Annotated in this window: 9 protein-coding genes and 2 tRNA genes; 8 read left to right on the top strand and 3 right to left on the bottom strand. The window is 67.2% G+C overall.

Features of this window, described 5'->3' with window-relative positions; all coding sequences use genetic code 11:
• The first annotated feature begins 63 nt into the window (after positions 1-63).
• The 5 genes from F0U63_RS32560 to F0U63_RS32540 all read left to right on the top strand — a co-directional run bounded on the left by F0U63_RS32560 (position 64) and on the right by F0U63_RS32540 (position 17,452).
• Complete coding sequence (locus F0U63_RS32560; RefSeq protein WP_395835928.1) at positions 64-12,333, top strand: tetratricopeptide repeat protein; 12,270 nt, start codon at positions 64-66, stop codon at positions 12,331-12,333.
• A 152-nt stretch (positions 12,334-12,485) separates the two neighbouring features.
• Positions 12,486-14,474, top strand: coding sequence for an adventurous gliding motility protein GltJ (gene gltJ, locus F0U63_RS32555; RefSeq protein ID WP_395835926.1), 1,989 nt, complete (start codon positions 12,486-12,488; stop codon positions 14,472-14,474).
• Between the two features lie 227 nt (positions 14,475-14,701).
• A complete protein-coding gene (locus F0U63_RS32550; protein ID WP_395835924.1) occupies positions 14,702-15,553 on the top strand; it encodes a hypothetical protein in 852 nt (283 codons plus the stop codon).
• 187 nt (positions 15,554-15,740) lie between these two features.
• Entirely contained in the window at positions 15,741-16,241 is a 501-nt protein-coding gene (locus F0U63_RS32545) for a toxin-antitoxin system YwqK family antitoxin (protein ID WP_395835922.1), read from the top strand.
• Positions 16,242-16,411: 170 nt separating this feature from the next.
• Entirely contained in the window at positions 16,412-17,452 is a 1,041-nt protein-coding gene (locus F0U63_RS32540) for a TIGR04552 family protein (protein ID WP_395848464.1), read from the top strand.
• Positions 17,453-17,478: 26 nt separating this feature from the next.
• Here the strand turns inward: F0U63_RS32540 and F0U63_RS32535 are convergent, their stop codons facing one another.
• Together F0U63_RS32535 and ffh are read right to left on the bottom strand one after the other, a co-directional pair.
• Positions 17,479-19,446, bottom strand: coding sequence for an Ig-like domain-containing protein (locus tag F0U63_RS32535; RefSeq protein WP_395835920.1), 1,968 nt, complete (start codon positions 19,444-19,446; stop codon positions 17,479-17,481).
• 259 nt (positions 19,447-19,705) lie between these two features.
• The gene (ffh, locus tag F0U63_RS32530) at positions 19,706-21,340 is read right to left on the bottom strand and encodes a signal recognition particle protein (protein ID WP_395835918.1); all 1,635 of its coding nucleotides are present in this window, start codon (positions 21,338-21,340) and stop codon (positions 19,706-19,708) included.
• A gap of 550 nt (positions 21,341-21,890) precedes the next feature.
• On the opposite strand from ffh, the gene F0U63_RS32525 reads away from it, so the two are divergent.
• Both F0U63_RS32525 and F0U63_RS32520 read left to right on the top strand, forming a co-directional pair.
• Positions 21,891-21,976, top strand: a tRNA-Leu gene (locus tag F0U63_RS32525).
• A gap of 195 nt (positions 21,977-22,171) precedes the next feature.
• Positions 22,172-22,245, top strand: a tRNA-Arg gene (locus tag F0U63_RS32520).
• 459 nt (positions 22,246-22,704) lie between these two features.
• On the opposite strand, the gene F0U63_RS32515 is transcribed toward F0U63_RS32520, so the two are convergent.
• Positions 22,705-25,434 carry a vitamin B12-dependent ribonucleotide reductase gene (locus F0U63_RS32515; RefSeq protein WP_395848463.1) on the bottom strand — a complete coding sequence of 910 codons (2,730 nt, stop codon included), beginning with the start codon at positions 25,432-25,434 and terminating at the stop codon, positions 22,705-22,707.
• 600 nt (positions 25,435-26,034) lie between these two features.
• Here F0U63_RS32515 and F0U63_RS32510 point away from each other — a divergent pair.
• On the top strand, positions 26,035-26,370 hold the full coding sequence (locus F0U63_RS32510; RefSeq protein WP_395835916.1) for a (2Fe-2S) ferredoxin domain-containing protein: 336 nt from the start codon (positions 26,035-26,037) through the stop codon (positions 26,368-26,370).
• Positions 26,371-26,376: the final 6 nt, after the last annotated feature.

The raw sequence follows: 26,376 nt of genomic DNA, 5'->3' as shown, positions 1-26,376 counted from the left end.
GCGGGGAGCGGACGATAGAGTGCCGCTCTTCCGCCCCTTCTTTTTTCGCGAGGCTTTTTCTTCATGGATTCGTCGAACCTCCGCCGACCCGCCGAGCGTGTCGTCACCGAGCGGCCCTTCGCCGAGGTTGAGGCCTCGCTTGAGAAGGCAGGCCGGGTCGAGGAGCTCATCCGTCTCTACGAGGGCCGTGCGCGCGAGACGACGGGCGCCGAGGCGGCGCGGGTTCTGGTGCGCGCGGGCCAACTCGCCCACGAGCGTTTGCGCAACCCCGCGCGTTCCGAGGAACTCTTGCGGCGCGCGCTGCTCATCGCCGAGGACACCCGGCCCGCGCTGCTCGGACTGAAGGCCGTCTACGAGGCGCGCCAGGACATGTCGGCGCTCGTCGACGTGCTGGAGCGGCTGGGCGCCCTCACCGAGGGCGATGAGTCCGCGTCCTTCTTCCTCAAGGCGGCCAACCTCCACGAGCAGAAGCTCTTCCGCCGTGACCGCGCGGTGCTGTGCCTGCAGTGGGCCGCGCGCGCCCGGCCGGATCGCAACACCTTCAAGCGCGCGCGCCAGTTGCTCATGGCCGACGAGCGCTTCCAGCCCGTCTTCGACTCGCTCGAGCGCGAGCGGGCCGCGTTGGGCGGCGAGGGCATGGCGGAGGAATACGCGGCTCTCTGCGAGAAGCTCGTGGAGGATCCCACCGAGCACGTGCTCGCCCAGCAGGCGCTGGCCGTGGTGCGGGAGCTGGAGCCGAAGAATGTCCGGGCGGACAAAGCCGCGCAGACGCTGCAGCGCTTCGAGCAGACGTGGCGCGAGCGCGCGCGCACCCTGCGCGGCATGTCGCTGGAGGAGCGCGATCGCAAGAGCGCGGCGCGGCTGTCTCTGCTGGTGGCCAAGCTGCACGCCTGGTACGAGCCGACGGCGACGGACAAGGTGAAGGAGGCGCTGGATCGCTGCTTCCTGCTGTGGCCGGGCATGCCCGAGGCCGTCAACCTCATCGAGTTCCAGGCCGAGCGCAATGGCGACGTGTCGTCGGCGCAGTCGTGGATCGAGACGCTGGCGAACGAGGCGCGCGAGCGCACGGTGCAGGCGGACCTGTGGCTGCGGTTGGGCACCTTGCGGATGACCCGGCTCAATGATCCGGCCGGGGCGCTCGCCGCGTTCGAGAAGGCCACGTCGGTGGATCCCTCGCGCGCGGACATCGCCAACCTCGGCGCCGAGCTGCTGCTGGATCAGCAGCGTGAAGCGGACGCGCTCGCCCTGTTGGAGCGGGCGCTGGCGACGGTGAAGGACCGCACCACCCGGGTGACCCTGCACCTGCGGCTGGCGGACCTGTACCTGCAGCAGAAGGATGGGACCGCGACGCGCACCCACCTCGAGTCCGTGCTCAAGCTGGATCCGGTCAACGCCGCGGCGGCCTTCATGCTCGCGCGGCTGCTCGCGGAGCAGGAGGATCTCGCGGCGCTCGAGCCCCTGTTGGATCTGGCGATGCTCGCCCCGCGCTCGCGTGCCGAGCGCGTGGCCTTCTGCGAGGGCCTGGCGCTGCTGTACGAGGAGGCGGAGAACGCGCGGGGTGCCTTCGAGGTGCTCGCGCGCGCCCTGACGCTGGAGCCGAGCCGGCCGATGTTGCTGGAGGCGGTGGTGGAGCACGCGAGCAAGGCCCACGCGGAGCCCGCGCTCGCGACGGCGCTGCGGCGCGCGGCCCTGGCGGCGCTTCCTCCCGAGGCGTCGCTGCCCATCTGGCGCCACCTCGCGCGACTGCTCGAGGGGCCGCTGGCGGATCCCGCGGGGGCGGAAGCGGCCTGGAAGGAAGTGCTCGCGCGCGCTCCGGGAGACAGTGCCGCCCAGGAGGCGGTGAAGGCGTTGCGTGCCGCCGCGGCGCTCTCGGCGGATCCGAAGACGCGCCTGGAAGGGGAGATCCTCCGGCGCGAGGCGTCGGGGGCGACCCCCGCCGAGCTGGAGCCCCTGGTGCGCGAGTTGGTGCGGCTCGCGCCGGATGATCCGGCGAGCGTGCGGCGCTTGCAGGCGGTGTGCATCGCGCTGTCGAAGGTGGAGGAGGCCACGGAGCTGGCCGGACGGCTGGCGAAGGTGTCCGAGACACAGGTGGAGCGCAGCGACTGGGCGGCGCGTCAGGCCCGTCTGTACGCCGAGCGCCTGAACCGTCCGCAGGAGGCGGCGACGCTCTTCCTGCAATTGCTCGCGGAGAACGTCTCCACGGGCGTGGTGCTGGGTGGGCTCGAGCGGCTCGCGACGGCGGGGGTGCGCACGGCGGAGATCGCCGAGGCGCTCGCCCGTCATTACGGCCGCCAGGGAGATCATCAGCGCCAGGTGACGGCGTTGTCGCAGCAGTTGGAGGCCACGCAGGACGTGGCGGCGCGGCAGCGGCTGTTCGCGCAGATCGCCGGCCTGCAGGAGAAGCAGCTCGTGGACGGCCGGTCCGCCTTCGATCTGCGCCTCAAGGCCCTGCGCGAGATGCCCACGGACGAGGCCAACCGTGCCCAGCTGGCGCGGCTGGCCCATGAGCTGTCCGCCCACGCCGAGCTGGTGCGCGTGCTGCGCGCCCTGGCCGGTGAAGCGGAGGCGCCGGCGCTCGCCGTGCAGTTGCTCACGGAGACGGCGACGCTGGCCGAGGCGTCCGGGGCGCTTCCCGAGGCCCTTGGCGCACTGGAGGCGGCGCTGCAGCGCGCGCCCGATTCGTCCGACGTGCTCGGCCGCCTCATCCAGATGTACGGCAAGGCGGGCCGCGCGGCGGAGGCGGACGCGCTCTTGCGCAAGCGCATCCAGACGGCTCCTCGCGCGGAGAAGGTGGAGCTGCTGATGCAGCTCGTGGAGCTCAATGCCGGGCTGGGCCGTCCGTTGCAGGCGGCCGAGGCGCTCCAGGCCGCCATCCACGCCGGTGCGGACGAGGTGCGTCACCTGCCACAACTGGCCGAGCTGTACGAGAAGGCGGACCGCAAGCCCGAGTGGGGCCAGGTGCTCGCGCGGCAGATCGCGCTCGCGGAGGACGCGGGCGATCTGGACCGTGTGGCGCGGCTGACGCTCAAGCGCTCGCAGGTGCTCCAGGACTCCTCGGGAGACCGCACGGACGTGGTGCGCAGCTTCTCGGACATCCTCCGCCAGCGGCCGTCGGATACCGACGCCCGGGCCGCGCTCGAGGGGATGCTCACGGCGGGCCCCGCGCGCGAGGAGGCCGCGCGGGCGCTCATCCCGGCGTATGAGGCCACCAAGGATCATCGCAAGCTGGTCGCCGCGCTGGAGGTGCTCGCCGAGGTGGCCAAGGATGACGCCGCCCGGGTGTTGGCGTTGCGGCAGACCGCGCAGGTGCACCTGGCCCAGCTGCGTCAGCCGGAGCTGGCCTTCGCCTCGCTCGCCCGGGCCCTGCGCCTGGCGCCGGGTGACGCCGCGCTTCGGGTCGCGGCGCGTCAGGCCGCCGAGGACGCGGACTCGCTGGATGCCTACGCGGAGATCCTCATCGAGCTCACGGAGGAGGGAACCTCCGACGCGGTGCGCGTGGGTCTGCTGCGCGAGCTGGCCGAGGTGCAGGAGAAGAAGCTCGACGACCGTGGCGCGGCGCTCCAGTCGCTGCGGGCCCTGCTGGTGCTCGAGCCGGGCAGTGTCGACTGCCTGAAGGCCTTGCAGCGCCTGCACCGCGCGGGCGAGGAGTGGGCCGCGCTCGCCGAGGTGTTGGAGAAGCTCGCCGCCGCGGCTCCCGATGTGGCCGAGCAGCTCGCGTACCTGCGCGAGGCCGCCCTGCTGCACGAGACGAAGCTGTCTGATCTGGAGAGCGCCGCCAACGCATGGCGGGCCATTGCCGAGAAGGATCCGCTCCAGCGCGAGGCCGCCGCCGCCCTGGATCGCCTGTACACCGAGCTGGAGCACCCGAAGGAGCTGGCCTGGGCGCTCGGGCTGCGACGCACGCAGGAAGGGCAGAGTCCCCAGGGCCGCGAGGTCTCCTTCCGTCTCGCGGAGCTGCTGCGCACGTCCCTGGGCGACGCCAACGCCGCGCTCCAGCTCTACCAGGGCATCCTCGCGGAGGATCCGGGCCATCCCGGTGCCCGCGCGGCGCTCGAGGAGTGGGTGAAGGCGGCCGTGCCGATGAGCGCCGGGGCGCTGGAGGTGTTGGATCCGGTGCTGGCGCGGCTGGGAGACCATGCCCGCCGCGTGGCGCTGCGCGAGGCGCGCCTGGCGTCCGCCCTGAGCGCGGAGAAGGTGCAGCTCACCGCGGACATCCGCCGCATCTACGAGCAGGACATGCAGCAGCCGTCGCTCGCCTTCATGGCGGCGGTGAAGGCCTTCTCCCAGGGCATCGAGCGGGAGTCGCTCCAGCCGGAACTGGAGCGGCTCGCTCGCGACACGGGCTCCCACGAGATGCTGGCCGAGCTGTACGAAGAGGCTGCCTCGGATCTGCCCACGGGTGAAGCGGCGGCGCTCTCGATGCTGCGCCGCGCCGCGGAGCTGCGCGAGCAGATGGGCCAGACGGAAGAGGCCGCCAGCGTCTGGAAGAAGGTGCTCGAGGACGCGCCGCAGGACCGGCAAGCGCTCGACGCGCTCTCTCGCCTGTACGAGCGGGGACAGAATGCCAAGAGCCTCTCCGAGGTCTATGCCGCCCAGTCCGCGCTGGCCACGGACCCCGAGGCACGGCGCGCGCTGCTGGTGAAGGCCGGCGAGGCCCACGCCGCGGCGGGTGACGACGCCAAGGCGATCGAGACGTGGCGCTCGGCGCTGGCCATCCGCAAGGCGGCCGACGGGCTGCTCGCGTTGGACAAGCTGTTCGCCAAGACGCGCCGTCCCCTGGAGCAGGCGGATGTGCTGGCGCAGCTCGCCGAGCTGGCCAAGGACAACGAGTCCCGCCATGGCTTCATCCTGCGCCGGGCCCAGTTGCTGGAGAAGGAAGGCAGCCACGCCGAGGCGCTGAGCGCCTACCGGGAGCTGCTGGGACTCGCCCCGGGCGATCCGCAGACCGTCGCGGGCCTGGAGCGCCTGCTGCAGCTCGACGCGCAGCGGGTCGAGGCGTCGCGGCTGCTCGAGCCCGTCTACCGCGGCCTCAATGACACCCGGAAGCTGGTGGATGTGCTGGAGATCCTCCTGCCCGTCACCCAGCCCGCGCTGCGCCTGGAGCGCATCCAGGAGATCGCCACCCTGCGCGAGGCGCTCGGCCAGACGTCGCTCGCCTTCGTCGCGCGCCTGCGTGCCTTCAACGATGCCCCGCAGGCCGAGGGCGTGTGCGATGACCTGGAGCGGCTCGCGGCCGACTCGGGCTCGTTCGAGGAGGTGGCGGCGGCCTACGAGGATCAGCTCGATCATGGGGCCGCCGAGCCCCTGGCGGGTGAGCTCTGGCGCAGGCTCGCGGCCATCTACGACGGGCGGCTCAAGCGCTACGATCTGGCGGTGCGCGCGTTGGAGGAGGTCAGCCGGCGCGATCCGAAGAACAAGCAGGTCCTGGAGTCCATCTCCCGCGTGCACCGGCGCACGGGCGCCAACCGGGAGCTGGCGATGGTGATGCGCCGGCAGGTGGCGGCCGAGCCGTCCGTGCCCGCGCAGGTGAACCTGCTCTTCGAGCTGGCGCACCTCGCCGAGGAGACGCTGGGCGACAAGGCGCTGGCCGCGCAGACGTACCGCGAGGTGCTGGAGCGCCGTCCGGAGGACGCCAACGCGTTCAAGCTCTTGGGCCGCGTGCTCACGCAGATGGAGCGCTGGCCGGAGCTGGCGCAGCACATCGAGCGGGAGATCCAGCTCGCCGACGCGCGCAACGCCCAGGAAGAGGGCAGCGAGCTGCGCGTGCGCCTGGGCCGCTTGAAGTTCAGCCGTCTGGATGATCCCCGCGGAGCGCTGGAGCTCTACCAGGAGGTGCTGCGCCGCCGGGCGGGACACGCCGGCGCGGTGGGCGCGCTGGAGGAGATGGCGCGCTCGGACAGCCCGCTGCGAGGCCAGGCGGCCCTGGCGCTCGAGCCGGTGTTCACGGCGGTGGGCGATCACCTCAAGCAGGTGCAGATGCTGGAGTCGCGCGTCTCCGCCGAGCCCGTGCCCCAGGAGCGCGCGTCGCTGCTGCGCCGCATCGCGGAGACGTACGCGGGCCCGCTGGAGAACGCGGAGATGGCCTTCCTGTCGGCCACGCGCGCGCTGCGCGAGCTGCCGGATGAGCCGCGCACGCTCGAGCTGTGCCTCTCGTTGGTGGACAAGGCCGGAGCGCTCGAGGAGTTCGCGGCCATCCTCTCCGAGATCGCCCCGAGGGCGGGCGACACGGCGCGCTCCGAGCTGTACCGGGCCCTGGCGCGGCTGCAGGCCCGTCTGGGCGAGGACGACGAGTCGCTGGCCTCGTGGCGCAAGGTGTTGACGCTGCTGCCCACGGACACCGAAGCGCTCGACAGCATGGCGCGGATGGTGGCCGATCAGGGCACGCCGCAGGAGCTGTTGGAGGTGCTGCGGCGCCAGCTCGCGAGTGCCGAGGAGCCCGCGCGCCGCGCCCAGGTGCTCTTGCAGATCGCCGCGCTCCAGGACGAGAAGCTGCACGACGGCCTGGGCGCGCTGGCCACCCTGCGGCGCCTGTTGGACGTGAAGCCCGACGACGCGGCGGCGCTCGCGCGCATGGATGGCCTGTGCCAGAAGCTCGAGCGCTGGCCGGAGCTGGCGGACGTGCTCGCCCGTCGCATCGCGCTCGTGACGCCCGAGGAGGGACTGGAGCTCAAGTTCCGCCTCGCGGTGGTGCGCGAGACGAAGCTGCTCGACAAGGCGGGGGCGCTGGCGCTCTACGGCGAGGTGCTGTCGGTCCAGCCCAACCACATGGGGACGGTGGGCCGCCTGGAGGCGCTGGTGGGCCGTGAGCCCCAGAACCTGCTCGCGGTGGAGACGCTGCTCAACGCCTTCCGCGCGAGCGGGGACGTGACGCGGCTCGCCTCGCTCATCGAGACACGGGTGGGGGTGTCGCCGGACGCGCACGAGCGCAAGACGCTCCTGGGCGAGCTGGCCACGCTGCGCGAGTCCCAGGGCGAGCCGGAGCTCACGTTCCTGGCGCTCTTCCGCTCCTTCAAGGAGGACCCGAACGACCGCGAGCTGCGGATCCGGTTGGAGAACGCCACGGACGCGGCCGGCTCCTATGACGAGCTGGTGGTGGCCTACGAGGACGCGCTGCCGCGCGTGGCCGAGGTCCAGGACGCGGCGGAGATCTGCCTCAAGCTGGGCCAGCTCTTCGAGTCGCGCCTGGGCGAGCCCGAGCGCGCCATCATCTACTACGAGCGCGCGCGCAAGCTGGACTCCACGGCGCAGGTCAAGTCGCTGGCCGCGTTGGACAGGCTCTACATCACGCTGGAGGCCTGGCCGGAGCTGGCGGATGTGCTGGAGGCGCTGGCCTCCACGGCCGAGCAGACGGTGGAGAAGGTGGGCTACCTGTTCCGCCTGGGTCAGCTCGTCCAGGAGAAGCTGGACAACATGGATCGCGCCGCCTCCGCCTTCGAGCAGGTGATGGCGTTGGATCCCACGCACCTCGCGTCGGCGCGGCTGCTCGAGGGCATCTATGACGCGGCCGGAGCGCAGGACAAGCTGTACGCCATCCTGAAGCTGCAGTCCGAGCGCGTCACGGGCCTGGAGCGCGAGCGCGTCCTGATGCGCATGGCGCAGGTGTCCTCCGAGGGCCTGGAGGACCTGGACCGGGCCATCAAGCTGTACCGCGAGCTGCTGGCGAAGAACCCGCGCAACGAGCAGGCCTTCACGGCGCTGGAGGGGCTCTACGAGCAGGCGGGCCGTCACGAGGAACTGCGCGTGCTGCTGGCGGACAGGCTGGCGCAGACGTTGGATCCGCGCGAGGTGGTGCGGCTCAACGAGCGGTTGGGCAAGGTGGTGTACCGGTTGCTCAAGCAGCCGGAGCTGGCGGTGACCTACCTCAAGGCAGCGCTGGAGCGGGATCCCCGGCACCGGGGCGTGCTGGACACGCTGCGTGAGCTGTACGAGGAGACGGGACCGGCCGAGGAGCTGGTGGGCATCCTGCGGCGGCTCGTGCCGCTGCAGGAGTCGGCCGAGGGCGTGAAGGTGCTGCGCCTGCGGCTGGCCGAGGTGCTCTCGGGCATGGGTCGGCGCGAGGAGGCGCTGGACGCGGCGCGCCGGGCGCTGGAGGTGGAGCCCCACGCGGTGGCGGACCTGGAGCGCGTGCAGGCGCTCTTCGTGTCCCTGCGGGCCTACAACGACGCGGTGCGTGTGCTCGAGCTCAAGGTGCAGGTGCACCTGCAGGAGAACGAGCGCGACCAGGCGGTGGCCTCGTGGTTCGCGGTGGCGGACCTGTGGTCCGGCGCGGGCAACAAGCCCGAGCTGGCGGCGGGTGCGCTGGAGAAGGTGCTGGAGCTGGATCCGGCCAATCGCACGGCCTACGAGCGCGTGTGCGAGCTGTACCGCGCGAACAAGGACTGGCGGGCGTACGCGCAGGTGGTGGACCGCTACCTGCCGCACCTCGTCACGGAAGAGGAGAAGCTGGCCACGCTCAAGGAGCTGGCCAAGGTGCAGGAGGAGCGGCTCGGTCAGAAGGACGTGGCCTTCCTGGCGCTCTGCCGCGCGCTGCAGCTCGACGCCTCGGACGACACGCTGCGCGAGGAGGTGGAGCGGCTCGCCGACGAGACGGGCTCGCACGAGGAGCTCGCCGCCGTGTACGAGGAAGTGGCGGACGCGCTGCCGCGTGGGCCGCTCGCCGAGCGCATGTATGCGACGCTGGCGCGCGTCCATGACCTGAAGCTGGATGACGCGCAGGCGGCGGAAGCGGCGCTGCGGAAGATCCTCGAGTTCGATCCGACGAACGCCACGGCGCTCGATGGGCTCGCGGGGATGTTCCAGCGGCGGGGCCGCGAGCGCGAGTACGTGGTGGCCCTGGAGCAGAAGATCGAGGCCGCGGGCTCCATCGAGGCGCGCAAGGCGATCCTCCGGGAGATCGCGCGTGTCCAGGACGAGCAGGGCGATCCGGACGAGGCCGCGAGCGCGCTGCTGCGGGCGCTGGAGCTGGAGCCGGACACGGAGACGCTGGGCGAGCTCGTCGCGCTCTACCGTCGCCAGAAGGCCTGGCGGGACGTGGCCGCCACGCTGCTGCGGGCGCGCGACCTGGCGGCCACCGTCGAGGAGCGGGCGCGCATCCAGGTGGAAGTGGCGGGTGTCTACGAGCGTGACATCGGGGACGACGAGCCCGCGGTGGCCGCCTACCGGCAGGCGCTCGAGTTCGAGCCGTACAACCTCCAGGCCCTGGAGTCGCTGGAGCGGCTGCACACGCGGCTCGACCAGCCGGGGGAGCTGCTCGCCATCTACGAGCGCATGCTCGAGGTCATCACGGACTACCGGGAGCGGGTCCGGGTGCTCTTCCGGTGCGCGAGCATCTGGGAGGACACGTACCAGAACCCGGCCAACGCGGACGCCTTCGTCGAGGGCGTGCTGGCCATCGATCCGCAGAACATGCAGGCGATCAAGTCCCTCATCCGCCTGCGCAGGACGCAGGCGCGGTGGGAGGATCTCATCGTCGCCTACGAGCGGCAGTTGCAGCTGGCCACGTCGACGCAGGAGCAGGCGGAGATCTACGTGGAAGTGGGCAACGTCTACCACCAGCAGCTCAAGCAGGTGGACCGGGCGGTGAACACGTACCACCACGCGCTGAGCATGGATCCGATGTGCCGGCCGGCGCTGCATGCGCTCGGCAACCTGTACGAGCGCAGCGGCAACTGGCCCTACGCGCTGGAAGTGCTGCAGCAGGAGGCGCAGCTGGCGGGCCGCACGCCCGAGGCGGTGGAGCTGTACTACCGCATGGGCCGGATGCACGAGGACATGCTGATGGACACGGGCAGCGCGCGGGCGAGCTACCAGAGCGCCCTGGCGATTGATCCGGGCCACCTGGCGAGCATCCGCGCCCTCAAGGGCATCCAGGAGCAGGAGAAGGACTGGGGCGGCTACGAGCAGACGCTGCTGCAGGAGGCGCAGCAGACCGAGGATCCCGAGGCCAAGGCGCGCGCGCTGCTCGAGGTGGCGCGCTACAACGCCGAGACGAAGGGCGATCCCGACACGGCCACGCACTACTACGAGGAGACGCTGCGCTACGCGCCGGACAGCCTGGAGGCGGCGCGTCCGTTGTCGGACGTCTACAGCGCGCGCGAGGACTGGGTGCGCTGCGAGCGCATGCTCGACATCGTGGTGCGCAAGATGGCGGAGCGGGCCATCGCGGAGAAGGACTCGGGGCTGGCCGCGGAGTTGTGCCGGCAGCTCTACCGCCTGGGCTACGTGGCGGACAAGCTGGGCAACCGCGACAAGGCGCTCGACTCCTACAAGAAGGCCTATGATCTCGACGCCACGTACCTGCCGGTGCTCGAGGGCTACGGCCACCTGCTGGTGCAGCACGCGCAGCGCTACGAGGACGCGCTGCGCATCTTCCAGACCATCCTCATCCACCACCGCGAGGAGCTCACGGACATGGAGGTGGTGGAGGTCTACTGGCAGCTGGGAGACATCCACGCGAAGCTGAACCAGGTGGACCGCGCGCAGAACCACTTCGAGAAGGCGCTGGCGGTGGACTCCAGCCACGAGGCCTCGTTGCGGGCGCTGGTGGCGCTGATGGACGCGTCGCAGCGCTGGGAGCGGGCGGCGGACCTGCGCCAGCAGCTCGCTCAGGCGCTGGAAGGGGAGAGCAAGGCCCAGGTCTACCTGGAGCTGGGTCAGATCGCGCGCGAGAAGTTGAAGGACGCGTACCAGGCGATCGACGCGTACACCGGTGCGCTCAAGCTCATGCCGGAGTCGCTGGAGGTGCTGGACGCGCTGTACGTGCTGTTGCGCGAGACGCGCCAGGGCCAGAAGGCCGCGGACATGCTGGAGCGGATGTTGCGGCTGCCCGCGCTGAGCGCCGAGCCGAACAAGGCCAAGCGGGTGTGGTTCGCGCTCGGCGAGCTGCGCCGGGACGAGCTGCGTGACGTGGAAGGCGCGGCCGAGGCCTTCAACACGGCGCTGGACCTGGATCATCGCTTCGTCGAGGCCTTCAGTGCCCTCGAGGCGATGCTGGGAAGCGCGAGCCAGTGGAGGGCGCTGGAGGAGAACTACGTGAAGATGATCGGGCGCATGCCGAAGACGCCCGACACGCACGGAGCGCGCATGGGCCTGTGGCGGGCGCTGGGTGACCTCTACCGCCAGGTGTTGAAGAGCCCGGAGAACGCGGTGGCGGCCTACGGGCTCGTCGCCAAGGGCCTGCCGGACGACGCGTCCGTGCAGGAGATCTACGCCGAGCTGGCCGCGGCCTCTCCGGGCAAGGAGGACGAGGCCATCGCGGCGCTGCGCCGGGCCCTGCCGAACACGCGGGATGCGCGCAAGGTGTGCTCGCAGCTGGTGCGCCTGTGCGCGTTGCGCCGTGACTATGACGGCGCGTGGCGGGCGGCGCAGGCGGTGGCGGGGCTGCTGGGCGAGGCGGGAGACGACGAGAAGGAGATCCTCTCCAAGCTCGGGCCCTACGCCAAGCTCAAGGAGGTGGCCCAGAGGCCGCTGCCGGACCGCATGTGGTCCTCGCACCTGCTGCACCCCCGGCTCAAGGGTCCCTTCACCGAGCTGATGGGCCTGCTCTTCGAGCAGCTCGGCCACCTGTACGCGGTGCCGTTCCAGAACTACCAGATCGTGCCCAAGAGGCACCGCATCGACCTGGCCAGTTCGCAGGAGTACCACGTGCAGCACTACCGGTACGTGGCGCGCCTGTTCGGGATGGACGCGGTGGAGTTGTACTCGCCGCACCTGGTGGCCCGGCGCGAGAACATGGCCAAGCGCTCCAACGAGCCGGCGCCGGATCCGCGCCTCAACGTGGAAGTGCTCCAGACGCACCCGGCCTGTATCCGCGCGGGTGGGCGCTTCTTCGCGGAGCAGGGACAGAAGGAGGCGTACTACATGCTCGGCCGGGCGTTCGCGCTGGTGCGTCCGGAGCTGGCGTTGAGCCAGCGGCTGGCGCCCGAGCGGCTCGAGGCCGTGGTGCAGGCCGCGCTCAGCCTGGTGGTGCCCAACCTGCGCTTCACGGTGGATCCGCGCGCGGTGGACGCGGAGCGCCGGGTCCTGGAGAAGAGCGTCAGTGAGCAGGGCCGAGCGGCGCTGGCCAAGGTGGCGCGCGTCTACGTGCCGGTGGCGACGCCGGCGGATGTGCGCCAGTACCTCGAGGGCGTGGAGCTGACGGCGGTGCGCGCGGGCCTGCTGGCCGCGGGCGAGTGCGAGCCCGTCAAGCGCATGGTGCTGGAGGAGACGGGGTCGGCCTTCCGGGTTTCTCCGAAGGCGAAGCTCCAGGATCTCCTGTTGTTCGCCACGTCCGACGAACTTCGCGAGTTGCGTGTCGCGATAGGTACGGACGTGGAGGTGCAGGTAAAGAAGTAGCCGCACCATGAAGGGCGCGTGAACCCGGGAGAGGGGTTCACGCGTTGAAGAAGCAACCGGGCGGGCTAGAGCGGCGTCCTTGACCCCCCCGGAAGCCACCTCTACGATTCCAACGGGTTTTCTCCCGTTATTCCTGAGACTTGCGGGGAACGATGCGTTTCGTTTGCGATAGCTGCCGCGCGCAATACATGATCAGCGACGACAAGGTTGGCGCCAAGGGCGTCAAGGTTCGTTGCAAGAAGTGCGGCCATAACATTGTCGTCCGCCCAGCCGGCTCCGCGCCGGTGAAGGAGGATGGGACGGGTAGTGAGGCCGCGGGCGGAGCGGCCGCGTCCCAGGGTCAGTCGAGTACGGACGGTTTTGGCGTTCCCGCGTCGCTGGGCACGCCTCCCGAGGGAGGAATCTTCGGGGGGGTCGAGGACGACGAGATCGGCGCCGTGTTCGATCAGGTGCTCAACTCCGGTTCGCACAAGGTGCCAGCGGGAGAGGGTCCGGCCCTGGTGGAGGACGCGGCGGTTTCGGACGCGAGCGACGCGATGCGCAAGCTGGCGGAGGCCGAGGCGGGGAGCGCCAAGGCCGCGGCCTCGCACGAGTGGTTCGTCGCCATCGACGAGAAGCAGGTGGGCCCGCTGTCGATGGAGAAGGTGAAGGACCACTGGGAGCGGGGTGAGGTCGGTCCGGACAGCCTGTGCTGGCGTGCGGGCTTCAGCGACTGGATTCCGCTCTCCGAGGCTACGGAGCTGGCGTCGGTGTTGGCGCCGCGTCCGACCCGGCCTGTGATCGTGGAGCCCGCGCCGGTGGCGTCGTCGTCGCCGGTGTCGTCGGGTCCGGTGGAGTCCGCGTTCAGCGCGGGAGGCGCCTCGAAGGCGGGCCGGGCTGAGACGCCCGCGCCCGTGGCTCCGTCCGCGCAGGAGTCGGGTTGGAAGCCGTCGGCGGCGAGTGTGCTCGCCTCGCTGGTGAAGGAGGAGAACGAGGCGCTGTCGAAGCCCGCGGCCAAGAGTTCCGTGGCGGAGGAGAAGGCGAAACCCGCGGCGTCCGGGCTGCTGGATGTGCCGCCGCCCGCGGCCGCGCCGGCGCCGAGCCCGTTGCTGGCCGAGGCCCCCGCGCCTGTGGCGCCGGCCTACGCCCAACCGGCGCCGCATTACGCGCAGCCGATGCCGCAGCAGTACGCGCCTCCTCCGGCCTATGCACCGCCTCCCGCCTATCCCGGCTATCCGCCCCCGGCGGCGCCCAAGCAGGGCGGCAAGATGGGGATGGTGATTGGCGGAGTCGTCGGAGCGCTGTTGCTGGCGGGTGGCGTTGGCTTCTTCATGGCGTCCCGGCCGTCGGCGGCTCCGGCGCCGCAGCCCGTGGCCCAGGCCCCGGTGACACCGCCTCCGGCGAAGGCCGCGGAAGTGCCCATGCCTCCGCCCCCGGCGGCCGCGGTGGCGCAGAATCCCGCGGCAACGCCTCCGGCGGCGGCTCCTGGCGCGGCCACGGCGCCCGCGACGGCTCCGGCAACCGCGCCCGCGGTGGCTGCGGCGGTGCCTCCTGCGGTCGCGCCGACGGCGACTCCGCCCGCGGCGACGCCGCCTCCTCCCGCCGCTGTGCCGGCACAGACTCCGCCGCAGCAGGTCGCCCGGGTGGATCCGCCTGCACGTGGAGGAACCAAGCGGCCTTCGACGGGCCGTACGCAGCGCGAAGACGAGGACGAAGCGCCCGTGGCGCGTAGCAGCCCGCCGCCCAAGAGCAGTGGCGGGGGAGGGGATGACGAGTTCGACGAGCTGTTTGGGACGAAGCCGGCGAGTGGAAAGGGCTCGGCGCCCGCGGGCCGCACGGTCTACGTGCCTCCGGAGCCTGGTGGCGGTGGATCCATTCCCCAGCGGCTCGGACAAGCGGACATCATGCAGGTGGTCGTGAACAACAAGCCCGCCATCGTGAAGTGCGTGAACGAGCAGAAGAAGAAGGACCCGGGTCTGAGCGGCAAGCTGGTGATGCGCTGGACCATCCAGACGTCGGGCAAGACGTCGAACGTGTCCTGCCAGACGGGGGAGTTCCGCTCGACCTACATGGCGACCTGCATCTCCGGGCTGATCAAGGGGTGGAACTTCCCGAAGCACAAGGTGCAGGGAGATCCCATCGACTTTCCGTTCACGTTCTGACCCCAGGGTAGGAGAGGACAGTCACCCAGCGGACAAGACTACAGGGTGACTGTTCCTCTCATGGGGCATGAATCTTCCTCTGGGAGGATGCGTCGAGAGGGCCTGTCGACACTCGTTGACAGGCCTGGAGCGACGGGACTAAAGCCGCGCGCTGCAGGGTGAAGGGGGGCCTTGAGTGGCCGGCTGCCCGCCTTCATGTGACGTATCCCTTCAGGAGGAAGCCGATAATGCAGCTTCGGAAGATGACGTTGATGATTGCCGCACTGGGCCTGGCGTTGACGGCCTGCCCGGGTGGCCGTGATGATCTGTCGTGCACTGTGGCCACTGAGGCTGTTGACTGCACCGGAGAGAACGAGATCTGCCACCCGACGGCCGGGGTCTGTGTGCAGACCTGTACGGACACGAATGATTGTCCGGCCTCCTCGAAGACGTGTGAGGCGATCGGCGGTAGCGGTGCGAATTCGCAGCAGAAAATCTGCAAGTGCGCCACGAATGAGCAGTGCCAGACGGACGAGCGCGTGACCGACGCCTCGACCCTGTCGTGCGTCAAGAGTGGTAGCAACTACGGCGTGTGCAAGTCGACTGGGACGACCCCGCCGCCGGGAGCTGCCTGCACGGGAGAGGGCCAGTCGACCTGTGGCTACGGTCAGTTCTGCAGCAACAGCGTTTGCACGGCGGTGCCTGCGCCGACTTGCCCGAACTTTGACAACAAGCCGGCGAAGAACTTCGATCCAGCTAATGGTACGGGTAATATTATCTACAGCGTGGAGAAGCTGATCTTCGGTGGAAGCAGTGGGTGTGCTGACGCCTCCTCCCAAACCGTCAAGGCTAAAGTTCGCTTCTATACCAAGAGTGGCACGTTGCCGACCACGAAGGAGGGACTGAACGGATTCTTCTACGTGAGGACAACAGGAGGCGAGCAGAACGCTGTTCCCCTTAGCAACGAGTATCAGCGCGCTGCCGATGGTAAAAGCGCAGCCATCTCTGTCAATCTCTGCACTGACGCCGATTTCTCCCAAGTCGTTCTCGGTTTCTATTTCACGGATGGCAACGGTTATTGCGCCACCTTCTCGAAGTAGAGCTTGCATGGTCGGAGGTGTGTAACCTCCGGTAGGCCCTGCCCTCGTTGTGGGGCAGGGCCTTTTTTTGTAGGTATGGTTGGAAATTGTTTGAGCATGCGACTGGGATAGTGAATTTCAGCTCCTTATGCTCGTCATATCAAGTGCAGCGTATAGCGTTGCCGCTCGATTCTCGAAAGGAAGATCCATGTTCAAGAATACTCCGTCCCGTGTACTGGTCCTCTCCCTCTCCCTCTGCACGTCACTCGCTGCGGCGGCTGATGTGAGCGGCGAAGTCAAGCTCTCCTGCCCGGCAGGGACCAAACAGTTCGGTGGTCGAGACACGATGACAGATCGGGGCGTCTTCTGTGTGAAGAGCATTACTGATACTGGTATGCCCATTGCCCATGGCCCGTATGTGAGCTTCCATGTGAATGGTCGCAGGAAGGCGGTCGGGCAGCACATCGACGGTGCTCAGTCTGGACTGTGGACGTTCTTCGATGAGAACGGAGTTAAGACTGAGGAGATCGAGTTCTTGGGTGGCAATTACCACGGCAAGCGCGTACAGTATTTTCCCAACGGCAGGTCGCGCGTGGCTGAGCAGTATGTGAAGGGCAAGCGCAATGGGTTTGTCCAGGAGTTTTCCGAAGACGGAAAGCTCGTTCGTCAAGCAGAGTACCGCGACGGCCATGAGGTCATTGCAAAGTAGCTTGGCTACATTACGGTAACTCCCGGAGGGTCCTCCCCGAGTGGGTGAGGACCTTCCTGTTTTTTCGGAGGCCCTTCCTTCTGTAGGAGCGCTCGGCTAGAAGTCTAGATGTGACGTCCACGCCTTCTACCCCACAGTTGCCTGACATCCCTGTTTGCACCGTGGCGGACATGGGACTCCGCGAACTTGAGCGCATCCGGCTCATTCTCCGAGGTGGATCTGTCATCGACTGGCGGCGAATGCACTTCCAGACCCATGAAGAGGTCGATCGATTTCTTCGCCTCTGCCAGCTCGACATGTCTCGAGCTGAGGACGAGGCGTGGGCGCGAGTTGTGCTCTCGGATGCTGTGGAGTACCTCCGAAAAACCTTCAACTACCGGGTAGCGGATGCTGTGGCGAATCCGGAGATGATCCACGACCTTTTTCTCTTTGCCTCTGGCGTCAAGGGATTACCAAGGCATCGGCGTATCGCTTGTATTGTCCTCAAGGTGATGCACGTTATTCAGCACATTGAAGGACGAGATTTACTTCATCGATTGGCATGCTCCGAAGTGGAACTGTCACGGCTGGTAATGGACAAGGTGCTGAGCGTAGCTCAGTTGCTTCAAACGAAAGGCCTACCAGTTGTTGAGTTCGCTCATTCCATCAAGACGCGAGAATCTCTTGTTACAAAATTGCTGGCCAAGAGAGAGACGGTTGCTGCGCAGATATACGACCGCACTCGTTTTCGGATTATCACTCGGTCACAATCGGATATTCTTCCTGTTTTGTATTTCTTAACTCAACACCTGTTTCCTTTTAATTTCGTTGTTCCTGGGCAAACTGAAAATACGCTTGTCTCGTTCAAGGCTGTGCTTGCGGAGAACCCTCATCTCCAACAATACGCTCAGCATCTTCATTTAGACCTCGATTATGAAGAACGAGAAGAGAGGACGCGTAATGTTTTTTCTGGCGGCACGTACCGAGCGCTGAATTTCATCGTGGACGTGCCGCTAAGGATGGATGCGTACTTGCCCACTCCTGACCAAGACTCGCGTGAGCGAAAGAACAGGACTGTTTTCACGCTTGTTGAATTCCAGATCATGGATGAAGAGACTGCTCAAAAAAATGAAGAGGGCCAGAATGCTCATAGGATTTACAAACACAGACAAAAGCGGCGTGTCTTGCGCCGCTTGTCTCGTGGCCTTGTGATTCCAAAGCGTCAAGGATGAGCTTGTGGTGAGCAATGCTCTCCGTGTTATTGGTTGCGTCTGCGAATGTAGATGTAATTTCCCGTGAAATTGTCTCCTACATTCCCGCTGTCGAGCCAGGCTATAACTGGTCGTTCAGATTGATCGACTGCTAGTGTTGAGCGGATGCTGCTTTTTTGCCCATAGTTGATGCCATTGGCGCTTGAGAGACTGGTCCATGAATTTCCTTCCCAGGTACTAACGAAACTCTGCCTACTTCCGTCGTTATCCCAGGAAAACTCTTGCCATCCGACGAATACTCTTCCGGTGGGTGAAACTTTTGTGTCGGGAAAACTGGTGGTGGTATATGCGTTGTATGCACTTAGTGCTGCACCCATTTTTTCCCAAGATTGTTCGCCCGTTGAGTGAAAGACTTGTATGTCCCTAGCTCCATCTGGAGCGGATTCTTCTGACCAAGCCAAGTATAGATTGTTGTTCAGTCCTATGGCCAACGAGCAGTCCTTCGCCAATGTCTCTCCTCCAGGTGTAGCGCTAAGGCCTCCTGAGATGTATCCATTGGTGTCATCTCCGCGGAAGGGGGGAACAGCGTATTCCCACTTGTTGCTGGCGTTGCTGTACTTCATGACGTAAATGTTGGTGGGAGAGTATTGCTCCAGGGTTTGTTCTTGGAATGCGACAATGGGCTGGCCGTAGCTGTCTACTACCAGCGAAGGCTTTGAACTATTGGTTAGCTTTGCAACCGCATGTACCCGCCCCTTGCTGGCTCCTACGCCCGCGAAGCCACCTCCATTGGCCGACATCCAGACTTGGATGTTCGACACATTGTCGATGTCCCTCTCATCCCAGGCCACATAGATTAGTTTGTCCTTCACCACTAGTGATGGATTGTGCGCGGGCGTCGGAACCCGGCTGGAACGCGTGTCATTTTCAGCGGACAGGGGCCCGGTTCCCACCGTTTGCCAGGTGCTCCCAATCCATCGCATTACGTAGATGTTCTCGTTGAATCCATCGGACTCTTCCCAGGCGATGATGGGGTTGCCATCGCTACCAAGGGCCATTGACGCCTTGAACGCAGATCCAAACGGCGTGCCATTGAGCGACCCCCCCATGGGCACGAAGGCCTTTCCATCCCACCGGGAGACGAAGATGGATGACCTCCCTCCTGGAGCCCGCTCTTCACTCCAGGCAACGATGGGGTTGCCCTCCTTGTCGAGCACCATGGTGGAGTCCTTCAATTGGGTGTCGGTGCCCGGGATGGCTTCCAACGGGCCGCCGAAGGCGTACCAATCCGGAACATCGAAGCTCCATGGCGAACTGGTCGATGTGATGGGGCTTGCCAGCGCATTGCCCGCCAGATCGGTGATGCCCCGGCTCAAGCCAAACGAGAAGGTCGCCGGCAGCGCCGGGCGCTCCTTGGGCGTGATCGTCAGCGTCTTTCCATCGCTCGAGAGCGAGAGCGTTTTTTCCGCCTGGACCCCCGCTACCGCGAAGCTCACCGTGGTGTCGTTGACCGTCGTCGCCTTCACGCCCTTGGTGAACACCACCTGGAAGGGCGTTCGGTAATCCACGTTGGTCGAACCATGTGTCGGCGTCCGTGACGCAACCTGCAGGTTGGTCCGGTCGACGACCACCTTCACCGGCTTACTGTCGAAGCTCTTCCCCGAGCGAAGGGCTCGGGCCGTGATCGCGTACTCCCCCTCGGCTTCCAGTGTGGTGTCCCACGTGTACTGAAACGGTGGGGCAGTCGGTGCGGCCAGCAACTCCCCATTCTTGAGGAGCTGGACGGCGTCCGCGACGCCTCCTCGCACCTCGACCGTGATGGTCACCGACGTGCTGCTGTAGAAGGTGTCCGCGGGACTCGTGATGCTCACCGCCAGGTCACTCACCGGCGTCCCTGAGTCCGGAACTTCCGCCGCCCCCGCGTCCGGTCGGCCGGGTTCGATTTCGGGAACGTTGATGCAGGCGGACATCCACCCGGTGAGCAATAGAGGAATGATGCGTTTCTTGATGGTCATGGCTCTTCGCAGTGCAGGCTCCATTCCAGGAGCCCGTGGCTGACTCGCGGGGCCGCGTGCTGCCGTAAGTCCCCGCAATGTCTCGCCGAGCGTGCCTCAGCCCTCTCCAGACGGAAAGCCCGATGCGCTCGGCTCATCCCGAGTCGAAGAGGGGGGTCCAGCAGAGTGGACGGGAGCCCACAAACGACCGCGCCGCTCCAGGAAGCCCTTCGCGGGACTTCCGAGCGGCGCGTGTGCGGTGCTCCCGTACCGGACGGGTCTACTTCTTCTTCCGGTTCTTCTTCTTGTTCTCCTTCTCGCGCTTGCGGCGCTCCTTGATGGCGTCCTTGTTCTCGGGCTTGGCCGCGGAGGGTGGGGCGTAGCCCATCATCCGCGCCTTCGCCATCGCCGCCTGCCCCATGGGCGCCGTGTAGCCCGGCGCGATCTGCGGCAGCTGCATGCCTCCCATCCCCATCCCCGCCATGGCCTTCTCCATCATCTTCGGGTCCTTCCCGAACATGCTCGACAGGTCCATGTTCTTCATCTGCGCCAACTGCCCCATCTGCTTGAAGCCCGGAATCCTCCCCAGCAGGCCCGGATTCTGGCCAATCGTCCCCATCACCTGCTGCATCATCCCGAACTTCTGCAACAGCTCGCGCACTTCCTCCGTCTTGCGCCCGCTTCCCTTCGCGATGCGCTTCACCCGGCTGTCGTTGATGATCTGCGGGCGCAGCCGCTCCTGCTCCGTCATCGAGTCGTACATCGACTCGATCTTCGTCAGCTCCGTCTCGTCCGGATTGAGCTGCTCGGTCATCTCTCCGAAGAGCGGGAACTTCTCCAACAGGTCCTTCAGCGGGCCCATCTTCCGCACCATGCGGATCTGCCCCACGAAGTCCTTCATCGTGAAGTTGCCCGACAGGAGCTTCTGCGCGTCCTCGGCCGCCTTCTTCTCGTCGACGACCTGCTCGAAGTCCTTCATCAGCCCGACGATGTCGCCGAAGCCGAGAATCCGGCTCGCGAGTCCGTCCGGACGGAACTCCTCCAGCTTGTCCATCGACTCGCCCATGCCGAGGAACTTGATGGGCTTGCCCGTCACCTCCTTGATGGACAACGCCGCGCCGCCTCGCGCGTCACCGTCCAGCTTCGTGAGGATGAAGCCATCCAGGCTCAGGCGCCGGTCGAACTCCGCCGCCGTGCGCACCGCGTCCTGTCCAATCATCGCGTCGCACACGAGCAGGATGTTGTCCGGCCGCACCTGGCCCTTGATGGCCTCCAGCTCGGTCATCAACGCCTCGTCGATGGCCAGGCGGCCCGCCGTGTCGATGAGCACCACGTCGCACTTCTGCTCGCGCGCCGCGGCGTACCCGCGCCTGGCGAGCTCCGGCGGCGCCACGTTAGGCTCGAAGTACACCGGGACCTTCAGCCGCTCGCCGAGCACCTTCAGCTGATCCACCGCCGCCGGCCGGTAGATGTCCGCAGCCACCAGCAGCGGCTTGCGTCCCTCCTTGAGCAGCTTGCTGGCGAGCTTGCCCGTGGTCGTCGTCTTTCCCGAACCCTGCAAGCCCACCATCATGATGCCGCTGAGCTGGTCACGCGGCTTGAGCTGCAGGCTCGTGTCCACCGGGCCCATCAGCGCCTCGAGCTCGTCGTGGCAGATCTTCACGAAGTGGTCGCCCGCCGAGACGCGGCGCTTGTTGCCCGCCTTGTCCGTGATGGTCGTCTGCACCACTTCGCCCACGGCCTTCTCGCGCACCCGGGCGACGAACTTCTTCACCACGTCGAAGGCGACGTCCGCCTCCAGGAGGGAGACGCGGATGTCGCGGAGCGACTCGTCCACCATCTCGGGGGTGATTTCACTCTTGCCCGCGAGGCGGTTCTTCGCGGCACGGAAGCCCTTGGTGACGGTTTCAAGCATGGCGGTCGCTATATAACAGCGGCGCTCGGGACGGGATGCCCATGTGCGGCGCCGTCGTCCGGTGGATGCCACCCCTCGTGTCCGGTGCGGGGCGCTCTCCCTCCCCCTGGCCTCCAGTCGAAGGATGTCCGTTGGCTTCGCCTGTCGAGCCGCTGCTCGCCCCTGCGTCGGGTGCCTTGGACGTCCGCTCCCCGGTGCACCAGTCAGAACCGGCGCCGCGCTCCGAGCCGGACGCTTCGCGGCCGAGGCCAAGCCCCCACGTCTTGTCCTGCCGCGCTCGTGGCGTCGGGCCGCAAGGAACGCTCCCTCCCATACGCTCACCGGGTGTGAGCCTCCCACCCGTACTCGGAGTCGAGGACGCGCTGGCAGTGCCCCCCTCGGGTCTGGTAAGTTCGGCCACCCTGGCCCAACTACCTGTCCAGTTGGGCTCTTTTCATGACCTCTCAGGTAAGAACGGGGGCCGCCCAGGGAGGGTCGAGAGCAGGACGGGGCGGAATGACGCGGAGAAGGGGACTGCCTCCTGGATTCATCCGTTGTTGAGTCGACGCGCGCACGAGTGGCGAAACTGGCAGACGCAGCGGACTTAAAATCCGCTGGCCCGAAGGGGCCGTCCGGGTTCGATCCCCGGCTCGTGCATTCGCAGCTCCATGCTCGGGGCAATGTGCTCGAGGCATGGCGTGGAAGCGTGGCTCCGCCTGGTGAACTGGCGGACAACCTCCCCACTTCCACACGCTTCTTCCAGGGAGTGTCCGCTCCTGGTGGGCTGTTGCCAGAAAGCGTGCTTGCGTCGGCGGAAGAAGTCGGCTACTTACCCGCTCGCCGGTGGCGTTTGCGCGATTAGCTCAGCTGGATAGAGCGTTGGCCTCCGGAGCCAAAGGCCGCAGGTTCGACTCCTGCATCGCGCGCTGATGGAACCCGGTGGAGCTCCTCGGAGAAATCCCGAGGAGCCCGCCGGGTGACTCGGTCCCTCGGCCATCCCCCTCAGAGAGTTGCGAGTCCGCCGTACGGGTCTTCCTCGTCCGACGACCATCGCTCACGCATGCCCCCTGCCTGGTGGGCTGGCGTGCTCGAACGCTCGGCTGAGGCCTGTCCGTGCCTGCCCGTCGGAGCGACGCGACCGCTGCACCGGACCGCATCGACACCCCATCCACAGCCTGTACCGTCGGCTCCAGCGCGCCCCGCCGAGCGGGTGCTCCTTCATCGGCCGTGAAGGCAGCGAGTCACGCCGCTCCCGTCTCGAACACGCTCCCCGCTGGACCGGGGTCTGCCGCGGCTGCTGGAAGGGGAGGGGGAACGCCTGAATACAAAAGCCCCGATGGGAGGACTCCCACCGGGGCTCGAGGCTTCAATGCCTTACATCCGTCTCAGCTGCAGCCGCTCGTGGTGCCGCAATTGCTGCACTTATAGCAGGCGCCGTTGCGCACCATGATCTCCCCGCAGGTGTGGCAGGGCGGGGCGTCGGCCTGGTTGAGGTACGTCCGCCGCGGCGTGGCCATCGGCAGCGCCACCACGGGGGCCGTCTGCACCTCGGGCTTCACCTCGGCCGCCGCCGCCTTGGGCTCCACCGTCTCCTCCACACCCTCGGCCTGCTCGGCCGGCAGGAACTTCAACGCCAGCCACCGGAAGATGTAGTCGACGATGGACTTGGCGATCGGCACCGCCGGGTTGCCGGTGAAGCCGCTCGGCTCGAAGCGCACGTGGCTGAACTTGTCCACCAGCACCTGCAGGGGCACCCCGTACTGCAACGCCAGCGACACCGCCGTGGCGAAGCTGTCCATCAGGCCGCTCACCACCGAGCCTTCCTTCGCCATGACGCAGAACAGCTCGCCCGGCGTGCCGTCCTCGTACATGCCCACCGTCAGGTAGCCCTCGTGGCCCCCGATGGAGAACTTGTGCGTGATCGCCTGCCGCTCGTCCGGCAGCCGCCGGCGCATGGCGTTGGCGTCGCGCACCGCGGCGAGCGCGGGCTCGGCCACCACGGCCTTGGTGTCCTTCACCTTGTCCTTCGAGGTGTTGAGCGGCTGGGTCCGCTTGCAGCCGTCGCGGTACACCGCCACCGCCTTGAGCCCCATCCTCCACGCCTCGATGTAGGCCTTCTCGATGTCCTCCACCGTGGCGTCCGACGGCATGTTCACCGTCTTGGAGATGGCGCCCGAGAGGAAGGGCTGCGTCGCGCCCATCATCTGCAGGTGGCCCATCCAGTGGATGCTGCGCTGGCCCTTGGCCGGCTTGAACGCGCAGTCGAACACCGCCAGGTGCTCGGGCTTGAGGTGCGGCGCGCCCTCGATCGTCTCGTGCTTGTCCAGGTACGTGATGATGTCCTGGGCCTGCGTCTGCCGGTAGCCGAGCTTCTCGAGCGCCAGCGGCACCGTCTGGTTGACGATCTTCAGCATGCCGCCGCCCACCAGCTTCTTGTACTTGATGAGCGCGATGTCGGGCTCGATCCCCGTCGTGTCGCAGTCCATCATGAAGCCGATGGTGCCCGTGGGCGCCAGCACCGTCACCTGGCTGTTGCGGAAGCCGAACTCGCCGCCCAGCGCGAGCGCCTCGTCCCAGGCCTGCTTCTGCGCCTCGAACAGCTCCTGCGTCACGCCCTCGGGGGGGATGTTGTAGGCGGCCTTGCGGTGCTTGCGAATGACGCCGAGGAAGGGCTCGGCGTTCTTCGCGTAGCCCTCGAACGGGCCCTGCTTGCCCGCCATGCGCGCGCTCATCGCGTACGCCTCGCCGCACATGAGCGAGGTGATGGCGCCCGCGTAGTTGCGGCCCACGTCCGAGTCGTACGGCAGGCCCGCGGCCATGAGCAGCGCGCCCAGGTTCGCGTAGCCCAGGCCCAGCGGCCGGTAGGCGTGGCTGTTCTTTGTGATCTTCTCCGTCGGGTACTTGGAGTTGCCGACGATGATCTCCATCGCCAGCAGCACCACGTCCACCGCGTGCTTGAAGGCGGTGACGTCGAAGTCGCCGTCGATGGTGCGGAAGTGCATCAGGTTCAGCGACGCCAGGTTGCAGGCCGAGTCGTCGAGGAACATGTACTCCGAGCACGGATTGGACGCGTTGATGCGGTCCGTGTTCGAGCAGGTGTGCCAGGCGTTGATGGTGGTGTCGAACTGCATGCCCGGGTCACCGCACAGGTGCGTCGCCGTGGCGAGCTCCCGGAACACCTCGCGCGCCTTGAGCGTGTCCATGGGCCGGCCGTCGCGCACCGCGTGCGTCGTCCAGGCACCGTCGTTGATGACCGCGCGCATGAACTCGTCCGTCACGCGCACCGAGTTGTTCGAGTTCTGGAAGAAGACGGACGAGTAGGCCTCGCCGTTGAAGCTCGGATCATACCCGGCCTCGATGAGCGCCCAGGCCTTCTTCTCCTCGTTGGACTTGCAGCGGATGAACTCGAGCACGTCCGGGTGGTCCGCGTTGAGGATGACCATCTTCGCGGCGCGGCGCGTCTTGCCGCCGCTCTTGATGACGCCGGCGAACGCGTCGAAGCCCTTCATGAAGGACACGGGGCCAGAGGCGGTGCCGCCGCCCGCGAGCAGCTCGCGGCTGGAGCGGATGGTGGACAGGTTGCTGCCCGTGCCCGAGCCGTACTTGAAGAGCATGCCCTCGGTCTTGGCGAGGCCCAGGATGGACTCCATGGAGTCATCCACCGAGTTGATGAAGCACGCCGAGCACTGCGGGTGCTCCTCCACGCCCACGTTGAACCAGACGGGCGAGTTGAAGGCCGCCTTCTGGCGCAACAGCAGGTGGGTGAGCTCCGCGTGGAAGGTGTCCCGGTCCGTCGCCGTGGCGAAGTAGCCGCCCTGGGCGCCCCACCGGGTGAGGGTGTCCACCACGCGCGCCACCAGGTGGCGCACGCTCGTCTCGCGCTCCGCCGTGCCCGGCGTGCCCCGGAAGTACTTGGAGGCGACCACGTTGGTGGCCAGCATCGACCAGGACTTGGGCACCTCCACGTCCTTCTGCTGGAAGACGGACTTGCCGTCCTCGCCCGAGATACCCGCGGTGCGCAGCTCCCACGCCAGCTCGTCCGCCGGATCCACCCCCGGCGTCGTGAAGAAGCGCTCCACCGTGAGCCCCGGGGCCTTCGTCCTCGGCCCCGCCATCTCCTTGCCGTCCAGCACCGCCGCCGTGGCGTTCAGCTCGTGGTGTTCCATGGTCCCTCGCCGTGTTTCACTCTGGGTGTGACTGCGAATTTTGCAAAAGGCCAAGTCCGCGAGATCGCTCGGGATCGAGCCAACTCGATGGAAACCCTCGCCGTTCCTTCCAGAGACGGTGGGGGGACCTTGGATCAGGGCCGGAATCGTCGACGTCGTGTCTGCCTGTTCAGGGGGCGGACAGGTAAGCAAAGGTACGATCCTCGATCCGGATTCGTCAAGGCTTCACCCCCAGATCTTGTGCACGTCATTCTCGCACCAACTACCCCTGGGGGTTTCCTACCGGACGAGCGCTTGCTGGAGGAGTCGCTCCGGGGCGGGGCGGGGCTCCAGCAGGTGGGCGATCTAAAGCCCTCCGGCTCGTTGATCAACTCCCTATTCAGGGGGCACGTCATTGGGTGACGAGTCATGTATGGTCACTCCGGAAGTCCGGGGGCGTTGATCAAAAGCGGATGTTTGCTGGGAGTCTGTGCATGGATGGTCCGCCCAGCCAGGGGGGGCGCAAGAAACGAGGGGACGGAGAGGGGGAGATTGCGTTAGGAGGAGGACATGCCTCCGTTCCAACGTCATGTGTTTGTCTGTACCAACCGTCGTCCCGATGGCAACCCCAAGGGGTGCTGTGCCACGAAGGGGGGCGAGGAAGTGCGCGCCCGCTTCAAGGACGAGTTGGAGAAGCGCGGCCTCAAGGGGCAGATGCGCGCCAACGCCGCCGGGTGCTTGGACACCTGCTCCTTCGGCGTGTCGGTCGTCGTCTACCCCGAGGGCACCTGGTATGGCGGGGTGAAGCCCGAGGACGTGCCCGCCATCGTCGACGAGCACATGGTGGGAGGCCGCCCCGTGGAGCGGCTGCTCATGCCGTTCTCCCGGGGCAAGGCCAAGGAGTAGCCCCCC

Source organism: Cystobacter fuscus, assembly GCF_044360685.1.
Lineage (GTDB): Bacteria > Myxococcota > Myxococcia > Myxococcales > Myxococcaceae > Cystobacter > Cystobacter fuscus_C.
This window is presented reverse-complemented; position numbering and strand designations above follow the sequence as displayed.

Excerpts from the sequence above, each read along its gene's own strand:
- F0U63_RS32560 (WP_395835928.1), top strand. The coding sequence starts at position 64 with ATGGATTCGTCGAACCTCCGCCGACCCGCCGAGCGTGTCGTCACCGAG.
- gltJ (WP_395835926.1), top strand. The coding sequence starts at position 12,486 with ATGCGTTTCGTTTGCGATAGCTGCCGCGCGCAATACATGATCAGCGAC.
- F0U63_RS32550 (WP_395835924.1), top strand. The coding sequence starts at position 14,702 with ATGCAGCTTCGGAAGATGACGTTGATGATTGCCGCACTGGGCCTGGCG.
- F0U63_RS32545 (WP_395835922.1), top strand. The coding sequence starts at position 15,741 with ATGTTCAAGAATACTCCGTCCCGTGTACTGGTCCTCTCCCTCTCCCTC.
- F0U63_RS32540 (WP_395848464.1), top strand. The coding sequence starts at position 16,412 with ATGGGACTCCGCGAACTTGAGCGCATCCGGCTCATTCTCCGAGGTGGA.
- F0U63_RS32535 (WP_395835920.1), bottom strand. The coding sequence starts at position 19,446 with ATGACCATCAAGAAACGCATCATTCCTCTATTGCTCACCGGGTGGATG.
- ffh (WP_395835918.1), bottom strand. The coding sequence starts at position 21,340 with ATGCTTGAAACCGTCACCAAGGGCTTCCGTGCCGCGAAGAACCGCCTC.
- F0U63_RS32515 (WP_395848463.1), bottom strand. The coding sequence starts at position 25,434 with ATGGCGGGGCCGAGGACGAAGGCCCCGGGGCTCACGGTGGAGCGCTTC.
- F0U63_RS32510 (WP_395835916.1), top strand. The coding sequence starts at position 26,035 with ATGCCTCCGTTCCAACGTCATGTGTTTGTCTGTACCAACCGTCGTCCC.